This window comes from Hyphomonas sp. UBA3195 (assembly GCF_002366485.1).
Classification (GTDB): Bacteria; Pseudomonadota; Alphaproteobacteria; order Caulobacterales; family Hyphomonadaceae; genus Hyphomonas.
The window spans coordinates 1-19,114 of the sequence record NZ_DEXB01000045.1 but is presented as its reverse complement, the minus strand read 5'-3'; the positions used below and the strand labels follow the sequence as shown (position 1 = coordinate 19,114).

Genomic DNA, 19,114 nt, shown 5'->3' with positions numbered 1-19,114 from the left:
CGCTCTAGTGGAGCGGGCTTTTCGAACAATGCATGAAAAACAAGGATCTTACTTGATCTTGCCTTCCTTGAATTCGACGTGCTTCTTCGCGACCGGGTCGTACTTACGCTTGACCATTTTTTCGGTCATGTTGCGTGGGTTTTTCTTCGTCACGTAGAAGAAACCGGTGTCGGCCGTCGAATTGAGGCGGATCTTGATGGTGGCTGGTTTGGCCATGACGAATGCTCGCTTGTGTTAGCGTCTGAAACTGGAAAGCGGCTTAATGGAGATGTGCGCGTCGGAAGTCAAGCGCCATTGCTGCTAGAGGCGGTCGGTCGAATGTCCGCTGCGGGTCCAGCGCAGGAAGGGCGGGCCCCGATTCAGCGACGGCTTGTCCAGTCTTTCCTCGATTTCCCCCAGCATGAACCGGGTGACATTAGGCAAATCGAGCGCCAGTGCGTCTTTCAGGGTGACCCATTGCAGGTCAGACAATTCCGCGCCGTCGACGGGCGGACGCTCATCAATCAGAGCATCTTCGGCGTTCGCCATGAAGAATCGCGCGTCGAATCGCTTCGGTCGATAGGGCGGCGTGATGGCTCGGCCGATGAAGGTCAATGGGGACAGGTGAGGCGCTGCGTCGAGTTCATGAAAAGGTTTCCATCCGATTGGGTGCCTGTCTGGCATCTCGGCGTCGCGCGCCACCAAGAGGCCGGTTTCCTCGAATGTTTCGCGTATGGCTGTCAGGGCGAAGGCACGCGGCTTGCGGCGCGTCTGGATGCGCAGGAGACGTTCCTGCTGGGCGTCCAGTTCGCAATAGGAGACGGCCTTGCCATCCTGTGGGTCCACACGGCCACCGGGGAAGACGTATTTGTCTGGCATGAAGGCATGACGCGCCGAGCGCTTACCCATCAGGACGCGAGGTTCGGCGGCGTCCCGGCGGACCAGTATGAGTGTGGCGGCGTCTTTCGGGCGGGGACTGCGTTTGCGAGTCTCGATGACATCGCCATCATCTTCCTTGTCAAATGCGGAGCCCATCAGCGTATCTGAGTGCGGATTCGAATTCATGTCCAAACTATTTCCGGCTCTTGCGCTTGTGCTTGGGCAGCGTCTTCTTGTTGAACTTCCCTTTGCCGGGGCGCTTACCCGTTGGCTTGCCGGGGCCGGTCTTTCTGCGCGGGGGACGACCGCGGCCTGTATCATGGCGCTCGCGTGCCTCCCGGCGCCCTTCCGGGGCTGGCATCGGGTCGGATAGCATTTCGAGCAGGAGGCCACCTTGAAGAGGGGTAACCTCTTTCAGCTTCACCCGAACGATCTGACCGAGACCATAGGTCTTGCCTGATCCCCGCGCATAAATCTGCATGGCGGTGTCATCATGCACCCAATAATCATCGGAGATAGATGAAATCGGGACGAACCCGTCTGCACCTGAGCCAGCCAGCGCGATGAATAGCCCTGCGCCAGTGACGCCCGTGATGCGTCCCTCAAATTCACTACCAACTCGATCCGCAAGGAAAATGGCAAGGTAGCGGTCGGTGGCCTCGCGTTCAGCGGCCATGGAACGGCGCTCGGTATCTGAGATGTGCTGAGCCATCTCCTCCAGCCGTACCGACATGTCCTTGGACAGGCCGTCCGGGCCGAGCCCGAGTGAAGCGATCAGCGCGCGGTGCACGATCAAGTCAGCATAGCGCCGGATCGGTGAAGTAAAGTGCGCGTAGCGGATAAGGTTCAGGCCGAAATGGCCCAGATTCTCTTCCGAATAGATCGCCTGAGCCTGTGTGCGTAGCACCATCTGGGTGACCATCTGGTCGTAATCGCCATCGCGGATTTCGCCAAGCAGACGGTTGAAATTCTCGGTCTGCGGGCGCTGGCCGATATTCCATTTCATGTCGATGGTCTGCAGGAATTCGGCGAAGGCGGCGATCTTCGCATCTGTGGGCGTGTCGTGGACACGATAGATCAGCGGGCTTTTCTGCTTTTCCAGGGTTTCAGCGGCTGCCACGTTCGCCTGGATCATGAATTCCTCGATCAGGCGGTGGGCGTCGAGGCGTTCCTTGGTAATGATGCCTTCGATTTCGCCATCCTCGGAAAACACGATGCGACGCTCGGGCAGGTCGAGATCCAGCGGAGAGCGATCGTCCCGTGCCTTGGAAAGCGCTGCATAGGCGCCCCAGAGCGGCTTCAGGACGGTTTCCAGCATGTCGCCAGCCTTGCCGCCCGGCTTGCCGTCAATCGCCGCCTGAGCCTCCTCATAGGAGAGCTTGGCTGCTGACTTCATCATGCCGCGAATGAAACGGTGCGAGCGCTTGGAGCCCGACTTGTCGAAGATCATCTCTACCGCCATGCAGCGGCGCAGCTCGCCCTCGCGCAGGGAGCATTCATCCGCTGACAGTTCAAACGGCAGCATCGGGACCACGCGGTCCGGGAAATAGGTCGAGTTGCCGCGCTTCAGCGCTTCGCGATCGAGCGGCGAGTCTGGCGTGACGAACGCCGCCACGTCGGCGATGGCGACGATCACGCGCCAGCCATCATCCAGCTGTTCGGCGAATACTGCGTCATCATGGTCGCGCGCATCATGCGGGTCGATGGTGATGAGCGGGGTTTTTGTCAGGTCCTCACGCTCCGCCGCAGCGGGTTTTGGATTGCGGGCCTGTTCCAGCGCCGCTTCAGGGAAGTCGACCGGGATGCCATGGGCATGAATGGCCAGCAGGCTGGCTGAGCGGGGATCGCTGATATGGCCGATCACTTCGCGGATCACGCCGAGATTGGGACCATATTGCCGGCGGCCCTGTGGCTTGGGCGTTGTGACCACGAGATCGCCATCCTCGGCACCATTGCGGTCAGCTTCCTGAATCAGGAATTCGCGGCGCTCCTTGCGATTGGCCGGGGTAACCTTGCCGCCGCGGGGGCCTTGCGAATACATGCCAACGAGCGAATTGGTCAGCTGTTTTTCCAGCACGGTCAGGGCCCGGGCCTGCCAGTCGCCATCGACCTGGGTGATCTTGCACAGGGCGCGGTCGCCTTCGCCGGGCTCGGTGGCCTCACCCTTCTGCTTACCGGACAGGCCGGAATAGATGATGTCCGGCCCAAACGGACCATTGTCGCCAAGCGCCTTGCCGATCAGATCGCCATTTTCGTCGGTATGGGTGAATTGGACAACGCCAGTCGAAGGGGGGCGATCCGCCTGGGACCAAGCGCGTTTGCCTGTCCGTTCCAGCGTGCCATCGGCCTCCAACTCCTTCAGGATTTCGCGCAGTACGGCGCGTTCGCGCCCTTTTACGTGCAGGCCGCGGGCAATGTCCTGTTTGGTCGTTGCGTTCGGATTGTCTCGAATGAAATCGAGCACCGTTTTCTTATCTGGGAAACTCATACCGCCTATATAGGGGGACTCGCAGAAAAATGCGCGGGGCTTTTATGCAGCCAGTCTAATCGGAAAAAAACGATCTTAATAATATACGAGCGCACGCCACAGCATTGTCGGTAGTGTCACCGAAAACTTCTTTTGTTTTTTCAAGCCTGCCAGTCCGTATATATACTTGGCATGCATAATTGTGCTCAGAGTGCTTATACGGTTCACTTACCTGAACCTGAATACAAGGCCATTCCGATGTATGCTCAGTATTCAAGGAATAAACCTCTGGAAATCGCTTCTACACTTCCGCTCACAATTCCCATATGCGTTTATAGCTGCTGAGTAGCAAGAGGCACGTGACGCTGGGTCGGGATGAATTCGGCAATAGGCCACTGCCGAATTATACCAAAAGTCGCAATCCTTTTCACAATGCAGGTAGTCAGGGGTGCCATAACCGAATCCCTGACCGTTATTTGTCCGCAGGTTTATTACGTCTTCGTTGAAGAACCTGTCCAACATATCATCGGTAGACCAACTGAAATCATCTTCTGGCGGTCAGTTGAGTCCCAAACATACAGTTTGCGACATAGCGGGTGCGGGTGTTGCGCAAAGAAGTAGCGATATAATTGTGGCGCGGATGAGTTGGCTAGGTGGCATGTTTCCCTCCAAATTTTGAATAATTTATCGGGGAAACGAAAAATAGTTTAAATAGAAATTTGAGAATGTTTTGTGATCATCCTAGATCATTCTCCGCTGCTGGCACGTAGGCTAGTGTGCAATTCTGCCTATCGAAGGCTGCATTATTACGGGGCTTCCGGCAGTGACATCACGTCTACGGGTGTAAGGGCGAAGGATCCGGCGTGTGCGCCCCATGTGCCGACCAGAACTTCATAGTGCAGGTGGCGCGGTATCAGGTAGCTGGCCGTATTCCCCATAGTACCAAGATATTGGCCGGTTGTGACCAGATCGCCTTCCCGCGTGTCTGCGAACCCTTCGAGATGCGCGTAGCGCGTAAACACGCCGCGGCCATGCTCCAGGACGATCATGTTGCCATAATCGCGTCGGTATCGCTGCCGGCGAATCTTGCCATCGGCGGCGGCAAATACGGGCACCGGATCCAGGCTGTAGAAGTCCAGGCCTTTGTGAAGGCCACCGTTCCGGGGGCCGAAGACGGAAGACAGGCATCCGCCGCCGACTGGGGCGGTGGCAAGCCGTATATGGCCCTCCGCCAGCACAAAGCGCTTATAGTCGGTGACTACGAGGTCTTGATCGACATTCGCTCCAATGCTCGGCGCCATCCCCTTGCACGCCGTCAGCGTATCCAGAAACCCCGTCGGGCTTGGCGCAAGCGACATGAGCGTTGGCGGGATATCCGGGGCCGGAGACGGGCGCGGGATTTCCTCCAGATCGATCACTTCAGACGGTCGATCCAAGGCCGCAATCGTCTTGTCCAGTTCTTGGGCGATCAGAACCGAGGCGAGCGTAACCGCTCCCAAGAATGCCAATTTCTCTAAAACAGGCATGATGCAACCCCTAATTCCGCGAGGCAGGAACAGTAAACCATTGGCAGGCCAATCCCTCAACCGGAGGCCGACCGAAAGTGTTCCGGTGACCGTCGATTGAGCTCATTGCCTTATGGATTAATCCTTTTTTGCGGCGGGTGCTTTCTTCTTCGCCGGTGCCTTCTTCTTGGCAGGGGCTTTTTTCTTGGCGGGAGCCTTCTTGCCGCCCTTGGATGCCTTGGCGTTGATCAGCTCGATGGCCTGTTCCAGTGTGACCACATCCGGCGTCACGTCCTTGGGCAGGGTCGCATTGGTCTTGCCATGCTTCACATATGGCCCATAGCGGCCTTCGAAGACTTCGATTGCGCCGCCATCCGGATGATCGCCGAGAGTTTTCAGAGCGGCGGCTCCGCCACGGGCTCCCTGTTTGGCGCGTTTGTCGGCGATCAGTGTAACGGCGTGGTTCAGACCGATGGTGAAGACATCGTTCGGATCCTTGAGGTTCGCATAGGTCTTGCCATGCTGAACATAGGGGCCGAAGCGACCGAAATTGGCGAGGATCGGTTCGTTGTCTTCCGGGTGTTTGCCAACTTCGCGGGGCAGCATCAGCAGTTCGACAGCGCGGTCGAGCGTGATGTCCTGCGGGTTTTCCTTCTCGGCCTTGGTCAGGGAGGCGCGCTTGGGCTTCTCGCCATTCGCCATCTCGACATAGGGGCCGAACCGGCCGGTCTTGAGATAGATCATCTCGCCTGTGTCGGGGTGCAGGCCCAGCTCGTTGCCGTCCGGATTGATCGCCGCGGCAGCGTCGCCATCGGCGCTGAACTGGCGGGTGAACTTGCACTCAGGATGGCGTGAACAGCCGACAAAAGCGCCAAAGCGGCCCAGCTTCATCGAAAGCTCGCCTTCCTTGCAGAGCGGGCACTGGCGCGGGTTCTCGATCGGATTGCCGTCCGCATCCTGGCGCGGGAACACATAGGCTCCGAGTTCCTCGTTGAGAACGTCCAGAACCGCTGAGACACGAAGGTCTTTCGTCTCGTCGATATCGGCGGCGAATTGCTGCCAGAATTCCTTCAGAAAGGCTTTCCAGTCGAGCTTGCCATCCGAGATAATGTCGAGCTTCTCTTCGAGCCCGGCGGTGAAATCATATTCCACATAGCGCCGGAAGAAGTTCTCAAGGAACGCCGTCACGAGGCGTCCCTTGTCCTCGGGGATCAGCTGTTTCTTCTCGATACGGACATAGTCGCGATCTTCCAGCGTGGAGAGGGTCGACGCATATGTAGACGGGCGGCCGATGCCGAGCTCTTCAAGCTTCTTGACCAGCGAGGCTTCCGTGAAGCGTGGTGGCGGTGTGGTGAAGTGCTGGCTGGCCTCGGCCTTCAGCAGGTCCGCATGCTGGCCTTCTTCCATCTTGGGCAGGCGATTTTCGTCATCGTCGCCATCATCGCCTTCATCGCGACCTTCGGTGTAGAGCTTGATATAGCCATCAAACACCAGGACCTGACCGGTCGAGCGCAGGACCGCGCGCTTGTCCTTGGAGGTCATGTCGATGGTGGTGCGCTCGAAGCGGGCGGTTTCCATTTGGGAGGCGACCGCGCGTCGCCAGATGAGCGTGTAGAGTTTCTTCAGGTCGCCATCGCCATGATAATCTTCCGGGCGAAGGTCGAAATTGGTCGGCCGGATGGCTTCGTGCGCTTCCTGGGCGTTCTTGGCCTTCGAAGAATAGCGGCGGGTCTTTTCCGGCAGGTAACGCGCGCCATAGTTCGACTGGATCATGGACCGGGCTGCCGCATAGGCTTCCTCGGCCATGTTTACGCCATCGGTACGCATGTATGTGATGCGACCTTCTTCGTACAGCTTCTGGGCGGCCTGCATCGTCCGCTTGGCGTTGAAGCCGATCTTGCGGGAGGCTTCCTGTTGCAGCGTGGACGTGATGAAGGGTGGGGGCGGATTGCGCTTGACCGGCTTGGCCTCAACCGAGGTGACGGAATAGCCGCCGATCTGGACAATTTCCAGCGCCTTGTCGGCGTCGCCCTTGTTGCCCAGCGTGAACTTTTTCAGCGTTTCGCCGTCGAGACTATAGAGGCGCGCTTCGAAGTCGGTGCCGTCTGGGGCGCGCAGGTTAGCCGCCACATTCCAGTACTCTTGCGGCCGGAACATCTCGATCTCGTTCTCGCGGTCGCAAACGATGCGCAGTGCCACAGACTGGACGCGGCCAGCCGACCGGCTACCCGGCAATTTGCGCCACAGGACCGGCGACAGGTTGAAGCCGACCAGATAGTCGAGTGCGCGGCGCGCCAGATAGGCATCGACCAGTTCGCCATCAATCTGGCGGGGATGTTCCATTGCGGTCGTGACTGCATTCTTGGTGATCGCGTTGAAGACGACACGCTCGACTGGCGTGTCCTTCTTCAGGGCGCGGCGCTTGCGCAAGGCTTCTACGAGGTGCCAGCTGATGGCTTCGCCTTCGCGATCGGGGTCGGTCGCGAGGATCAGCGTGTCGGCTTCTTTCAACGCCGCTGCGATCTCGGAGATACGCTTGGACGATTTGGAATCTGCCTCCCACACCATCGCGAAATCATCGTCGGGATCGACCGAACCATTCTTGGAGGGAAGGTCACGGATATGCCCGTAGGACGCCAGGACCTTATAGTCCTTGCCGAGATACTTGTTGATGGTTTTCGCCTTTGCGGGCGACTCGACGACGACAAGTTTCATGCGCTTACCTCTTTAAGGCGGCGAGAGATGGGGTCGGGAGACAGGCCCTGTCAAGGCCGGGTTGTGATTAGCCGTCTTCCCGATAGGCGATGATGGTGAGCGTGCAGAACAGCACAAAGAGTGGCGGGCTCCATGCTGCGATCACAGGGGGCGCTGCACCTGTTGCCCCGAGGCTGGAAGAGAATTGAGTGAAGAAATACAGCCCGACCGCTGCGAGCGACCCAATGGCCAGAAGCTGTGAATTTCCACCCATTCGCTGCAGGCGCAGGCACACAACGGCGCCGATCAGCGCCATCGCCACAAACAGGGCCGGCAGGGCCATGAGCGCGTTGAGGCGCATCTTGTAGCGCGAAGCGTCCAGGCCGGCGGCTTGGGTCTGGCGAACGAAATGCGGCAATTGCCAGAAGCCAATCGTGTTGGGAGATGCAAATTTATCGAGCAGCGTCACCGCGTCCAGTGTCGTGGGGATGGCGAGATTTTCCTTGAACTCGGGTGGAGCGTTCGGAATATTTTCGATTACGCCTTCAAGCTGCCAGAAGCCATTGCGCAGAATCGCACTATCCGCGTCGATCCGGCGGGCAAAGGCGTAGTCATTGGTCGGTCGCCCATCTGCGTAGAGGCGCTCTTCCTGAATCATCTTCACATCCTGAAGATTCACCCCGCCTTCGGCGACGCGCTTGGCGTGAATGACAATCTGGTTGGTTTCGTCACCCTGGCGCAACCAGATGCCTGTATCGGAAACCGAAAGGGTCGGACGGCCTTCATTGAGCAGGCGGTCGCGCGTCTGCTCAAAGGACTCGGTCAGTTTCGCCGCAAACGGATTGAGCACCATCATTGTGAACAGGCCGAGGACCACGCCGAGGACCATGACCGGGGTCAGGAAGCGCCACGCCGAAATGCCGCTGGCGCGGATGATGGACAATTCCGACCGACGATTGAGCCGGGTGAAGGCCATCATGGAGGCGATCAGCAGCGCAAAGGGCAAGGTTTGTTCGACAATTTGCGGCAGTTTCATCAGGGACAGGTTGAGCGCGCCAAGAATGCTGAGGCGTACATCGCCGCCCACTGTGCGCAGTTGCTCGACCACATCGATCATGAGAATGGCCAGCAGGAGGATGCCGAGCACAAGGGCCAGTCCCATGAGGCATTCCTTCAGGATGTATCTCTGTATCTTGGAAAATAGAGGCATCAGCTGGTGGCTCCGGTCGGGTTCCGGAATAACTCAAGTGGTGGGCGATCGACCTTGCCGAGGTGGCGCCCTCTCGCAAAATAAATATAGCTGAGGATTGCAATGATGCCGAGCGGGACGAGCCATTGCAGCACATTGAGCGCCGGATCATTCGCGGCGGCCGATTGCAATACCAACTGCACAATCAGAACGCCGATGGCACCACCGGTCGCCCAGCCAATCCGCTTGCTGTAGCCCTTGCGGCTGAAATCCCCGCCGAGCACAGCAAATATGGCCAGCAGCGTCATGACGATGTTCAGCAGGGGTGTGGTCAGGCGACTGTGCGCTTCCGCCAGCAGGGAGTCTATTTCCTTGAGTTCGAAATAATTGGTTCGGTCCACGAAGAACAATTCATAGAGATATTTGTCCGATGCCTTCAGGACGAGGTCTGAGTCCTCTTTCATGAAGTCAGTCAGATCGAACAAGTATTGGTCGAATTCCAGGATCGATAGCTGGTTGTTTGCGTCGAGCTGTTGGCTGGTCGCATCCCGCAGCAGGAGTGTTGGGCTGCCTTCGACTTCAATCAGCGCGGCGCTGCGCGCGAGAATGTCAGTGGGGTTCTCCGGATCGGTCATGTCGGAGATCAGCACGCCACGCAGTTCGCCGCCGGCCTGTTCCCGTGCATAGAAGGTCAGCCGGTCCCCATTGGAGGTAAACTGACCGGGCCGGATCAAGGCGGCAGCCAGATCGGCGCGCGCCGTCGCCACGGTTTCGCGCATGGCACGTTGAGCGGCGGGCTGGACCCAGAGGTTCACGGTCAGGTGTGCGACGAGACAAAGCACGGCGAGCCGCATGATCGGTGAAGCGATCTGCCAGCGGGTCATGCCGGCGGCCTGCGCGACAACGATCTCGCTATCCTTGTGTATGCGGTTCAGCGACCAGACCGTTGCCACGAACAGGGCGAGCGGGGTCAGAAGCGCTATGATCTGCGGTGCGCCGAGCATGACAATATAGAAATAGGTGATCGCAGACTGGCGGTTTTCCAGAATCAAATCGGTGCGTGAAAGCCCTTGGGCCAGCAAGGCCAGCATGGCGAGCCCGCCAATGATGATGACCACAGCCTTCAGGACTTCGAAAAACAGGTATGTCTGGACTTTGGTCATAAGGCGATTAGCAGGCTTTTCGCAGAATCCTTCAGAAAGGGGTGATATTTCCCTAGCTAACGAGTTGCGCAACGCGCGTCGACGTTTAGTTTCCGCTGCAAATGGAGAATCCACACATGAAAATCACATTTGCTGAAAGTGCCAAGGCCGACATCATCGCCTTTCTGGTCGATGAAGACGGGGATCTTCCCGAAGCTGCGGCCGCGCTGAACGAAACCACGGGCGGTCTGTTGTTAGAAGCCATGGATGGCAGCCGGTTCAGTGGCAAGAAGGACCAGCAGGCCTTTATCGTTCTGCCCAAGGGCAGCGATGCTCGCCGTGCGGTGCTGATCGGTGCAGGCAAGAAGGACAAGCGCGATGCGCGCGTTCTCGAAGGCCTCGGTGCCAATCTTTACAAGTCCCATTCCAGCAGCGGTTTCAAATCTCTCGCGGTCCATGCTGGTTCTGCAGAAGATGCTGCGCGCATTGCGCTCGGTGCGAAGCTCGCCAGCTATCGCTTCGATACATATTTCACCAAGCTGAAAGATGACCAGAAGCCAAGCCTTGAAAGCGTGACACTGGTGGTCTCCGATGTGCCTGCGGCAGAAGCGGCATTCGTGCCGTTGAATGCGGGCGCCGAAGGCACCAAGCTTGCGCGCGATCTGGTCAACATGCCACCGAACGATCTCTATCCGGCCAGCTTTGCAGAGAAGTGCCGCGAGCTGGGCCAGTATGGTGTTCAGGTCGAAGTGCTCGGCGAAGCGGAGCTTGCCAAACTCGGCATGAATTCCATGCTTGGCGTCGGTCAGGGCAGCGTCAAGGAAAGCCAGCTCGGCGTGATGAAATGGATGGGCGGCGCCGAAGGCGAAGACCCGGTGATCCTGATCGGCAAGGGCGTGTGCTTCGACACGGGCGGCATCTCGTTGAAGCCCGGACCGGGCATGGAAGACATGCGCGGGGATATGGGCGGCGCAGCGGCTGTGACCGGTGCAATCCGCGCGCTGGCCGAGCGCAAAGCCAAGGTCAATGTGATCGGTCTCGTGGGTCTGGTTGAGAACATGCCGGATGGCGACGCGATCCGACCGGGCGACATTCTCAAGTCGGCTTCCGGACAGACCATCGAAGTCCAGAACACCGATGCTGAAGGCCGTCTCGTGCTTTGCGATGTGCTCTGGTATGCGCAGGAGCATTTCAAACCGAAGGCGATGGTGGATCTCGCCACGCTGACCGGTGCAATTGTAATCTCGCTGGGCCATCATCATGCGGGCCTGTTCACGGAGAGCGACGATCTGGCGAATGAGCTCTCCAAGGCTGGCCAGACCGAAGGGGAGCGCGTGTGGCGCCTGCCGCTCGGGCCAGAGTATGACTCGCTGCTGAAGTCGAAATTTGCCGACATGCGCAATATTGGCGGCCGGGCCGCTGGCTCGATCACGGCGGCACAATTCCTGAAGCGCTTCGTGAAAGAGGGCGTGAAATGGGCGCACCTCGACATCGCAGGCGTCGCTTGGGTCGAGGGTGAGAAGGCCGCCTTCGATGTGAGCTGGGCATCCGGCTTCGGCCCGCGCCTGCTCGATCGCTGGATCGCGGACAATTACGAGAACTAGGTGATGTCAGAGGCGCCGAAGCCTGAATGGTGGTTTTACCATCTCTCCCGCACCACGCTGGAGCAGGCTGCGGCGCCGCTGATGCAGAAATGCCTTGATGTTGGTTGGCGCGTTCTGGCGGTCAGCCCGAGTGTCGAGCGCCGGGCGGCGCTGGATGCGAGCCTCTGGACTTTCGACGAGAAGACTTTCCTGCCGCATGGTCAGGCCGAGGCGCCGGGGCTTGATCCTGCGCGCCAGCCGATCCTGCTTGCAGGCAAGCCGGAGAATTTGAACCAGGCCGATGCGTTGTTCCTGATGGACGGGACGAAGGCGCCCGTCGATGCGCCCTATACGCGCTGCATGGTCATGTTCGATGATGGCGATACGGACACGCGCAATCTGGCCCGCCAGCAGTTCAAGGCGGCCAAGGATGCCGGGCTGGTGACCCGATATTTCCAGCAAACGCCGAGTGGCGGCTGGCAGGAAGCGGGGAAATAGGCGTCAGGCCTTTTTCACAAATTCCGATTTAAGGCCCATCTGGCCAATGCCGTCGATGCGGCAGTCGATATCGTGATCGCCGTCGACGAGACGGATATTCTTGACCTTGGTGCCGCGTTTGACGACTGAGGACGAGCCCTTGATCTTGAGGTCCTTGATGACCGTGACGGTGTCGCCGTCTGCGAGCGGGTTGCCGTTCGAGTCCTTGATGACTGGTGCGTCCGTTGCAGTTGTCGTGTCTGCGCTCCATTCATGGGCGCATTCCGGGCAGATCAGCAGCGCGCCGTCTTCATACGTGTATTCGGAATCGCAATTGGGGCAGGGAGGCAGCGCGCTCATGGGTCGGATCCTTGTCGAAATTCAGGCCCCAGCCCCTATGCCTCTCGGGCCGCCTGCGCAATAGCGGCCTTCGATGCTTGCCCCGCTGGGCCCGCCCCGCTATAGGCCGCGCCAGAACCCTTTTTTCCCTTTCAAGCAGGATGTCATCATGGCTGTTCAGCGCACTTTTTCCATCATCAAGCCGGACGCCACCGAGCGTAACCTGACCGGCGCCGTCAACGCCGTCATCGAGAAAGCCGGTCTCCGCATCATCGGCCAGCGCCGCATCCAGATGACGCAGGCCCAGGCCGAGCGCTTCTATGGCGTTCACAGCGAGCGTCCATTCTTCGGTGAACTGGTCGAGTTCATGACGTCCGGCCCGGTTGTCGTTCAGGTCCTCGAAGGCGAGAACGCTGTTGCCGCCTACCGTGAAGTCATGGGCGCCACGAACCCGGCCGAAGCCGCTGACGGCACGATCCGCAAACTGTTCGCCAAATCCATCGGCGAAAACACCGTGCACGGTTCGGACTCCGAAGAGAATGCCGCGATCGAGATCGCGCAATTCTTCTCCGAGGCCGACATCGCTGGCTAAGGCGACGCCTTCGGGCAGGTGAGATTTGCAAAGGGCCCGCCGTAAGGTTGGGCCCTTTTTCTTGCACGCAGCACAAGCGGCCGGACAGGCGGCGCCTTCCGGGGGTTACCAGATCAGTTTCAAGGCTGGCAGGGTCATGTGTCGGGGCGCGGCAGGTGATAGAGTCTGCATTCCTGGCGAAAGCCGGAATCTCTTGCTGCAGGAGGCCCCGGCATGCGCCGGGGACACGGATCGGGGGTGAGAATGATCAATTCGCTGTAGGCCGCTTCACGGAAAGGGCGTGACGGTTCAAAACCGAATCCGGATTGGAGCGGCCTCCGTCCCGATAGATCATCCGACAACAGATTGACCACAACCCGCCCGCTTCGTGTGATGCCCCAGAGCATCTGAGAGCCGGGGCGGCCATTGGCGCGGAACCACGCCCTCAGGCGCTGGATGCGCCAGAAGATCAGGGGCCAGATGAGCAAAAGAGGCCAAGGCAGGCCCGGCAAGGGCTGGAAGAGGGAAAAGGCTGGCATCGCCTCACCAGCATATTTGCGCAGTGTCTCCGACGAATTCGAAAGGCATGAACCTGCGTGGACTGGAGGCTAGTCTGCTACCTGCAAGTCGACATCCCGTGGAGAGAAAACCCGCGTTTGCTGGACAAATTGCTCAACTTCATCCTGAAATTCTGTGTACCGGGATTGGGTTATTGCAACATCTTCTTCATAGCTGTCGGGATGGAATGAGACGACATAGGCCCGCCCGAAATGTGACACAGGAAGTTCGGTATTGGGTACGCCACGCTCATATGTATCCGGCAGCCACAGGGTCCTGTCCTTGTCCTGATACCGATACTGTAGCCCGATCCGGTATGTGAACTTGTAGCCAGGATAGTAGCCAAGGTTCAAAAACACTTCTTCAATCTCGCCGGGTGCGAGCGTGAAGAAATCCACCTGTTTCAAGGTGCGGTCATAAGGGTCCAGATGCGGGGCCAATTGCAGGCCGGTTACGGGGCGCAGCATGCCTTTGAACTCGCGCTGTTCACCACCTGCACCGCGCTGGGCTTCGAACAGCGCAAGCATTTGCGGTGCGAAAGGTTCAGCAGACAGAACGTCGATCAGCAGGTAGGGCGCAAACTGCACTGTGTGTTTCTCGGCGTCCGACCGAACCGAGAATGAGAGGAAAGGCGTGGAGGAAATCGCCGGAAGGGTTTGGCGGACATCCTCGATGGGTCGCTCATCACTCACACCTTCGTATATGAAGCTGTCTATCTCATCATATACCCGGCTGATCGTGATAGGTTCAGAGAACTGGCGCCGGGCCGTATCAATCGTGTTCCAGACAAAGATTGCGACGCCGAAGATTGAAGCCAGCGAGCCCCAAAAAGCGATCTTGTTCCACAGGCTGAGTCTGCGGTAGCGAGTGATGATGTGCACCGATTACGTCCCCACGGTCATTTTGGCTTGGCATGAAGCCTACCCATGCTGACCGGGACATCAAGAGCGCCAAGCGAACTTCGCGACTTCAATTTGGGCAGGGAGTTCAGTCGCGCGCCTGAATTTCGGCGCAGGCCTTGGCCAGTGCTTCCGGATAGAGCTGGTGCTCAACTGGCAGGAGGCGTGCGGCGAGGCTGTCGGCTGTGTCGCCCGGCAGGATGGGCAGGCTCGCCTGCTGGATGATTTCGCCATCATCGACACCGGGACTGACCCAGTGGACAGTGCAGCCGGCTTCGGTATCGCCTGCATCAAGGGCGCGCTGATGGGTGTCGAGGCCTTTGTACTTTGGCAGCAGCGAGGGGTGGATGTTGACCATCCGGCCTTCCCATGTGTTGACGAACCAGGGTGTCAGGACGCGCATGAACCCGGCCAGTGCAATGATCTCGACGCCTGTCTCTGTGAGCTGTTCGTGCATCGCGCGCTCAAAGGCTTCGCGGTCCTTGCCATAAGTCTTGTGATCTATGGCGGCGGTCGCAATGCCGGCGGCGGTAGCCGTTTCCAGCCCCTTCGCGTCCGGCCGGTTGGACAGGACGAGGACGGGTTTGGCCGGATAGGCCGGGTCCCGCGCCGCCTCCAGGATGGCTTCCATGTTGGAGCCGCGCCCGGAAATCAGGATGGCCAGTTTCAGGCGGGTCATGCGGGGGCGAGGTCTCCGAGCGCGACCGGGTGTTCCCCCATCAGGCTCAGCTGGTTCATGACGATTTCAACCATGTCCGGCTCGACGGAGAAGACCATGCCGATGCCCATATTGAAGGTGCGATGCATCTCATCCAGCTCGACGCCGCCGGCTTCCTGCAGCCATTGGAAGACCGGGCCGGGCGTCCAGCTGTTGCGGTCAATGCGGGGGACAAGATGGTCCGGGCACATGCGCGGCGTGTTTTCCGTCAGGCCGCCGCCGGTGATGTGGGCAAGGCCATTGATCAGGCTGCCCTTGATGAGCGGCAGGGCGGCTGCGGAATAAAGCCGGGTCGGAGTCAGCAGGGCTTCGCCGAGCGTGCCGTCAGAGAAAGGCGAGGCGGCCTCGTAGGAGAGGCCTTCACGCTCGACGATGCGGCGGATCAGGGAATAGCCATTTGAATGCGGGCCGGACGAGGCGATGCCGATCAGCACGTCGCCTGCGGCCATGTCGCCCATGCGCGGAAGGACCTTGGCGCGGTCGACGGCGCCGACAACGAAGCCGGCAAGGTCATAATGGCCGGGCGGGTACATGCCGGGCATTTCAGCCGTTTCGCCGCCGACAAGGGCGCATCCGGACTGGCGGCAGCCTTCGGCGATGCCCGCGACGACCGCTTCGGCGATGCCGGCTTCGAGCTTGCCAGTTGCGAAATAATCCAGAAAAAACAGCGGCTCGGCCCCTTGGGCGAGCACGTCATTGGCGCACATGGCGACGAGGTCGATGCCGACCGTGTTGTGGATGCCGGTTTCGAAAGCCAGCATCAGCTTGGTGCCGACGCCGTCTGTGCCAGAAACCAGGACAGGATCCTCATAGCCGGAGGCTTTCAGGTCGAACAGCGCGCCGAAGCCGCCGAGCCCGCCCATGACGCCTGCGCGTGCGGTTGCCTTTGCCAGCGGGCCAATGGCCTCAACCAGCCTTTCTCCTGCCTCAATGTCGACACCGGCATCACGGTAGGAAAGGGGAGTTTTGGATGTATCGCTCATGATGACTCGCGCGTTAGCATGGGGAAAACGTCTCTGCCAGTGCCGCTTGCGGTTCCAGCCCCAGCTCTGGCTTGCTACAAGAGGTCTAAACGGAGGCCGTTGACCATGATTCGTATCCTTATTGCGTCCCTTTTCGCCCTCGTTGCCCTCGGGCTGGGCGCCTCCGCGGATACGCGGGATGTCTACACGATCTCGAATATCGAAGTGGATGAATCCGCGAGCACGCTGATTGAAGCGCGCGAACGGGCAATGGCTTCGGCCCGGATCAAGGGCGCGCGCGTCCTGATCGACCGGATCACCCTCGCGGATGACCGCATGGCGGCAGGCGGCATCCCGATTGACGCCGCACTGGCCAACCGCCTGTCGGCTGCTGTCGATGTGCAGGAAGAGACGGCCGGGAACGGTCGTTACAAGGGCACGCTGGCGATGGTCTACAATCCGCGCATGGTCCGCGCGCACCTCGACTCGCTGTCGGTGCCCTATGTCGATACGCAAGGCCCCAAGGGCCTGCTTGTGCCGCTTGCCGCCTCTGCCGGTCTGGAAGCGGCCTGGCGCGAAGCGCTCGGCACTGGCCGCGATGAGACCTTGTCGCCTTTCGTGACCTCCAACAGCCCCGGTTACAGCGCGTTCAGCGACTGGATGGAAATATCGCCGGAAGCCTCCGCCATGGGCGCCCGTCGCGGTATTCTCGCAGATTTGTCAGGCAGCGATGGCGCATGGCGCGTGACGGTCTCGACGGTGACTGCTGCCGGGACCGAACCGGTCGGGACGACCTCCTACGCCCAGACGCTTGAGGGCGCGGTCGAGGCGATGCTTAGCCTGCTGGATGAGAACTGGAAGCGGACCTCGGTTATTCGCAGTGGGGAACGTACGCCCGCCACCGCAAGCGTGCGCTATACCTCGCTCGCCGAATGGAACACGCTGCGCGGCGCGTTGGCGCGCTCACCGCTGATTTCGGAATTCCGGATCGAAGCCATCGCCCGTGACGGCGCATTGGTCGCGTTCTCCTATGCCGGGGATCCACCGCGCCTGCAGAATGACCTGCTTCAACGCGGTGTGTCGCTGTCCGAAAATGATTATGGCTGGATCGTCCGGTCTGCCGTTTCATCCTCGGGGGAACCGTGAGCCCGGCACCCCCTCACAGGCCCCAAAAGCCGAGCCAGCTGAGTCTCGGCTTTCCTGCAAAAGAACCCACGCTCGACGCGCTTCTGGTCACGGAAGCGAATGAAAGTGCGTTGGCCGTGCTGGGGGCGCCGCAGAGCTGGCCGTTCCCGGTGATCTGCCTGTTGGGGCCGCCGCGCTGCGGGCTGTCGGTGCTGGCGCGGGCCTGGTGCCAGGAATTCGGCGGCAGCTATCATGTCGCCAAGGAGTTTTCCCGGCTGAAATCGCGCGGCCTCGCCGCACTGGCGTCCGGCTTTGTGGCGGTGGATGATGCTGATCTAGTCAGGAAGTCCGAGAATTTGTTGACGCTGATCAATTCGGCGACGGCCGAGGGCGGGCATGTGCTGCTGACGTCCAAACGCCATCCGAGCCAGTGGCAGACGCAATCGGCTGACCTGAAATCGCGGCTGATGGCCCTGCCCGTGATCGAGATCGGGGAGCCGGACGAGAAAATACTGATGGCGCGGCTGGAATCGGCGGCAGAGCGCTATTTCCTAAAGCTGGACCCGGAGGTCATTAAGTATCTGGTGCCCCGTCTGGAACTTTCCTATGAGGCAATCGAAATATTTATAGAGAAATTAAATGATAAGGTGACCGAAGCGGGCAGGGCGCCTTCGGTGCCGCTGGCTAGGGAAGTCGTCGAAGAGCTGGGCTGGGCCGATCCCGATCAGAGGTCCATGCTCTAGACCTGAAATGAATTGCGGAGTTGGCATCATGGCCGATGGACAGTCTGGTAACCAGAAGCAGCTGATGAGCGCTCCGGAGCGCTTCCTGAACCGGGAATTGTCCTGGCTCGAATTCAACCAGCGTGTCCTGGAAGAAGCCTCCAATCAGGACCATCCGCTGCTGGAACGCCTGCGCTTCCTGTCGATCTCTGCGAGCAATCTCGATGAATTCGAGATGGTCCGCTATGCGGGCCTGCGCGAACAGGTGCGGGCGGGCGTGGTGAAAGCAAGCCAGGACGGCCTCACCCCCGGCGAACAGGTCGACCGGATCGAGGAAGCCTCGCTCAAACTGATTGCCGAGCAGCAGGCGCGCTGGCGCAGCCTGAAACAGGAACTGCATGCCGAAGGCGTTGACGTGCTCGGCGTGAAGGATCTGAACAAGAAGGATCGCACTGAACTCGACAAATATTTCCGGTCCAATATCTTCCCCGTCCTGACGCCGCTTGCGGTCGACCCGGCGCATCCTTTCCCGTTCATCCCCAATCTCGGCTTCTCGATCGCGATCAATCTGGTCGCGAAAGGCAATGGCGAGGATCATGTCGGCATCATTCCGCTGCCGGCCTTTGTCCGCCGGTTCATCCGGCTGCCAAAGGGAACGAAGGGCAATCTGCGCTTCATCGCGCTGGAAGATGTCATCGGCATGTTCATTGACGAGTTGTTCCCCGGCTTTGAGGAAAAGGATCGCTGCCTGTTCCGGGTCATCCGGGACAGCGATATCGAGATCGAGGAAGAAGCCGAAGATCTGATCCGCGAATTCGAGGTTCTGCTGAAGCAGCGCCGACGCGGCCGTATCGTCCGTATCCGGATGCAGTCGAGTGCGCCAGAGGATTTGCGACGGCTGATCACGCATGAGATCGGCGCCGAAGAAGCCGACATCGTGCTCTATGATGGTATTCTCGGCATGGCGCAGCTGTCGGAGCTGATCGTCAGTGATCGTCCGGATTTGCAATTTCCGTCTTATGAGCCGCGCTATCCGGAACGTATCCGTGAAATGGGCGGCGACTGTTTCGCGGCGATCCGGGCCAAGGACATTTTGGTCCACCACCCGTTCGAGACATTTGATGTGGTGGTGCAGTTCATCCGCCAGGCTGCCGCCGACCCGCAAGTGGTGGCCATCAAGCAAACACTTTACCGGACCACAGCAAATTCACCCATTGTTGCCGCGCTGATCGAGGCGGCTGAAGCCGGCAAAAACGTCACGGCGCTGGTCGAGATCAAGGCGCGCTTTGATGAGGAGGCCAATCT

At 59.6% G+C, this 19,114-nt stretch carries 17 protein-coding genes; 6 read left to right on the top strand and 11 right to left on the bottom strand.

What is annotated here, in order from left to right:
• Positions 1 to 48 precede the first annotated feature (48 nt).
• The 7 genes from rpmG to B2344_RS13230 all read right to left on the bottom strand — a co-directional run bounded on the left by rpmG (position 49) and on the right by B2344_RS13230 (position 9,876).
• Positions 49 to 216 (bottom strand): 50S ribosomal protein L33, encoded by a 168-nt coding sequence (rpmG, locus tag B2344_RS13260; RefSeq protein ID WP_034789743.1) that lies wholly within the window; start codon positions 214 to 216, stop codon positions 49 to 51.
• Positions 217 to 300: 84 nt separating this feature from the next.
• On the bottom strand, positions 301 to 1,044 hold the full coding sequence (locus B2344_RS13255) for an NUDIX hydrolase (RefSeq protein ID WP_242517523.1): 744 nt from the start codon (positions 1,042 to 1,044) through the stop codon (positions 301 to 303).
• A 7-nt stretch (positions 1,045 to 1,051) separates the two neighbouring features.
• Positions 1,052 to 3,346, bottom strand: coding sequence for a ribonuclease R (gene rnr, locus B2344_RS13250; protein ID WP_290485379.1), 2,295 nt, complete (start codon positions 3,344 to 3,346; stop codon positions 1,052 to 1,054).
• A gap of 785 nt (positions 3,347 to 4,131) precedes the next feature.
• On the bottom strand, positions 4,132 to 4,851 hold the full coding sequence (locus B2344_RS13245; protein ID WP_290479126.1) for a M23 family metallopeptidase: 720 nt from the start codon (positions 4,849 to 4,851) through the stop codon (positions 4,132 to 4,134).
• 117 nt (positions 4,852 to 4,968) lie between these two features.
• Positions 4,969 to 7,545, bottom strand: coding sequence for a type I DNA topoisomerase (gene topA, locus B2344_RS13240; protein WP_290485378.1), 2,577 nt, complete (start codon positions 7,543 to 7,545; stop codon positions 4,969 to 4,971).
• Positions 7,546 to 7,612: 67 nt separating this feature from the next.
• Positions 7,613 to 8,734, bottom strand: coding sequence for an LPS export ABC transporter permease LptG (gene lptG, locus B2344_RS13235; RefSeq protein WP_290485377.1), 1,122 nt, complete (start codon positions 8,732 to 8,734; stop codon positions 7,613 to 7,615).
• Positions 8,734 to 9,876 carry an LptF/LptG family permease gene (locus B2344_RS13230; protein WP_051607661.1) on the bottom strand — a complete coding sequence of 381 codons (1,143 nt, stop codon included), beginning with the start codon at positions 9,874 to 9,876 and terminating at the stop codon, positions 8,734 to 8,736. Before B2344_RS13230 ends, lptG begins: the two co-directional genes overlap by 1 nt.
• 116 nt (positions 9,877 to 9,992) lie before the next feature.
• Here B2344_RS13230 and B2344_RS13225 point away from each other — a divergent pair, with 116 nt between their 5' ends.
• Both B2344_RS13225 and B2344_RS13220 read left to right on the top strand, forming a co-directional pair.
• Positions 9,993 to 11,459 carry a leucyl aminopeptidase gene (locus B2344_RS13225; RefSeq protein WP_290482286.1) on the top strand — a complete coding sequence of 489 codons (1,467 nt, stop codon included), beginning with the start codon at positions 9,993 to 9,995 and terminating at the stop codon, positions 11,457 to 11,459.
• Between the two features lie 3 nt (positions 11,460 to 11,462).
• Positions 11,463 to 11,936, top strand: coding sequence for a DNA polymerase III subunit chi (locus tag B2344_RS13220; protein ID WP_290482285.1), 474 nt, complete (start codon positions 11,463 to 11,465; stop codon positions 11,934 to 11,936).
• Positions 11,937 to 11,939: 3 nt separating this feature from the next.
• Here the strand turns inward: B2344_RS13220 and B2344_RS13215 are convergent, their stop codons facing one another.
• Entirely contained in the window at positions 11,940 to 12,275 is a 336-nt protein-coding gene (locus tag B2344_RS13215; RefSeq protein WP_290482284.1) for a zinc ribbon domain-containing protein YjdM, read from the bottom strand.
• Between the two features lie 148 nt (positions 12,276 to 12,423).
• Between B2344_RS13215 and ndk the strand changes: the two genes are divergently transcribed.
• Entirely contained in the window at positions 12,424 to 12,846 is a 423-nt protein-coding gene (gene ndk, locus B2344_RS13210; protein ID WP_034814231.1) for a nucleoside-diphosphate kinase, read from the top strand.
• A 587-nt stretch (positions 12,847 to 13,433) separates the two neighbouring features.
• Here the strand turns inward: ndk and B2344_RS13205 are convergent.
• The 3 genes from B2344_RS13205 to purM form a co-directional block, all read right to left on the bottom strand.
• The gene (locus tag B2344_RS13205) at positions 13,434 to 14,264 is read right to left on the bottom strand and encodes a hypothetical protein (protein WP_290483315.1); all 831 of its coding nucleotides are present in this window, start codon (positions 14,262 to 14,264) and stop codon (positions 13,434 to 13,436) included.
• 106 nt (positions 14,265 to 14,370) lie between these two features.
• Positions 14,371 to 14,961 (bottom strand): phosphoribosylglycinamide formyltransferase, encoded by a 591-nt coding sequence (gene purN, locus B2344_RS13200; protein WP_290485376.1) that lies wholly within the window; start codon positions 14,959 to 14,961, stop codon positions 14,371 to 14,373.
• Entirely contained in the window at positions 14,958 to 15,983 is a 1,026-nt protein-coding gene (gene purM / locus B2344_RS13195) for a phosphoribosylformylglycinamidine cyclo-ligase (protein ID WP_290483317.1), read from the bottom strand. Before purM ends, purN begins: the two co-directional genes overlap by 4 nt.
• 105 nt (positions 15,984 to 16,088) lie before the next feature.
• Here purM and B2344_RS13190 point away from each other — a divergent pair, with 105 nt between their 5' ends.
• The 3 genes from B2344_RS13190 to ppk1 form a co-directional block, all read left to right on the top strand.
• On the top strand, positions 16,089 to 17,108 hold the full coding sequence (locus tag B2344_RS13190) for a hypothetical protein (RefSeq protein ID WP_290485375.1): 1,020 nt from the start codon (positions 16,089 to 16,091) through the stop codon (positions 17,106 to 17,108).
• Positions 17,109 to 17,218: 110 nt separating this feature from the next.
• Positions 17,219 to 17,830 carry a hypothetical protein gene (locus tag B2344_RS13185; RefSeq protein ID WP_414651737.1) on the top strand — a complete coding sequence of 204 codons (612 nt, stop codon included), beginning with the start codon at positions 17,219 to 17,221 and terminating at the stop codon, positions 17,828 to 17,830.
• Between the two features lie 28 nt (positions 17,831 to 17,858).
• A partial coding sequence (gene ppk1, locus B2344_RS13180; RefSeq protein WP_290485374.1) for a polyphosphate kinase 1 occupies positions 17,859 to 19,114 on the top strand: 1,256 nt, incomplete at its 3' end.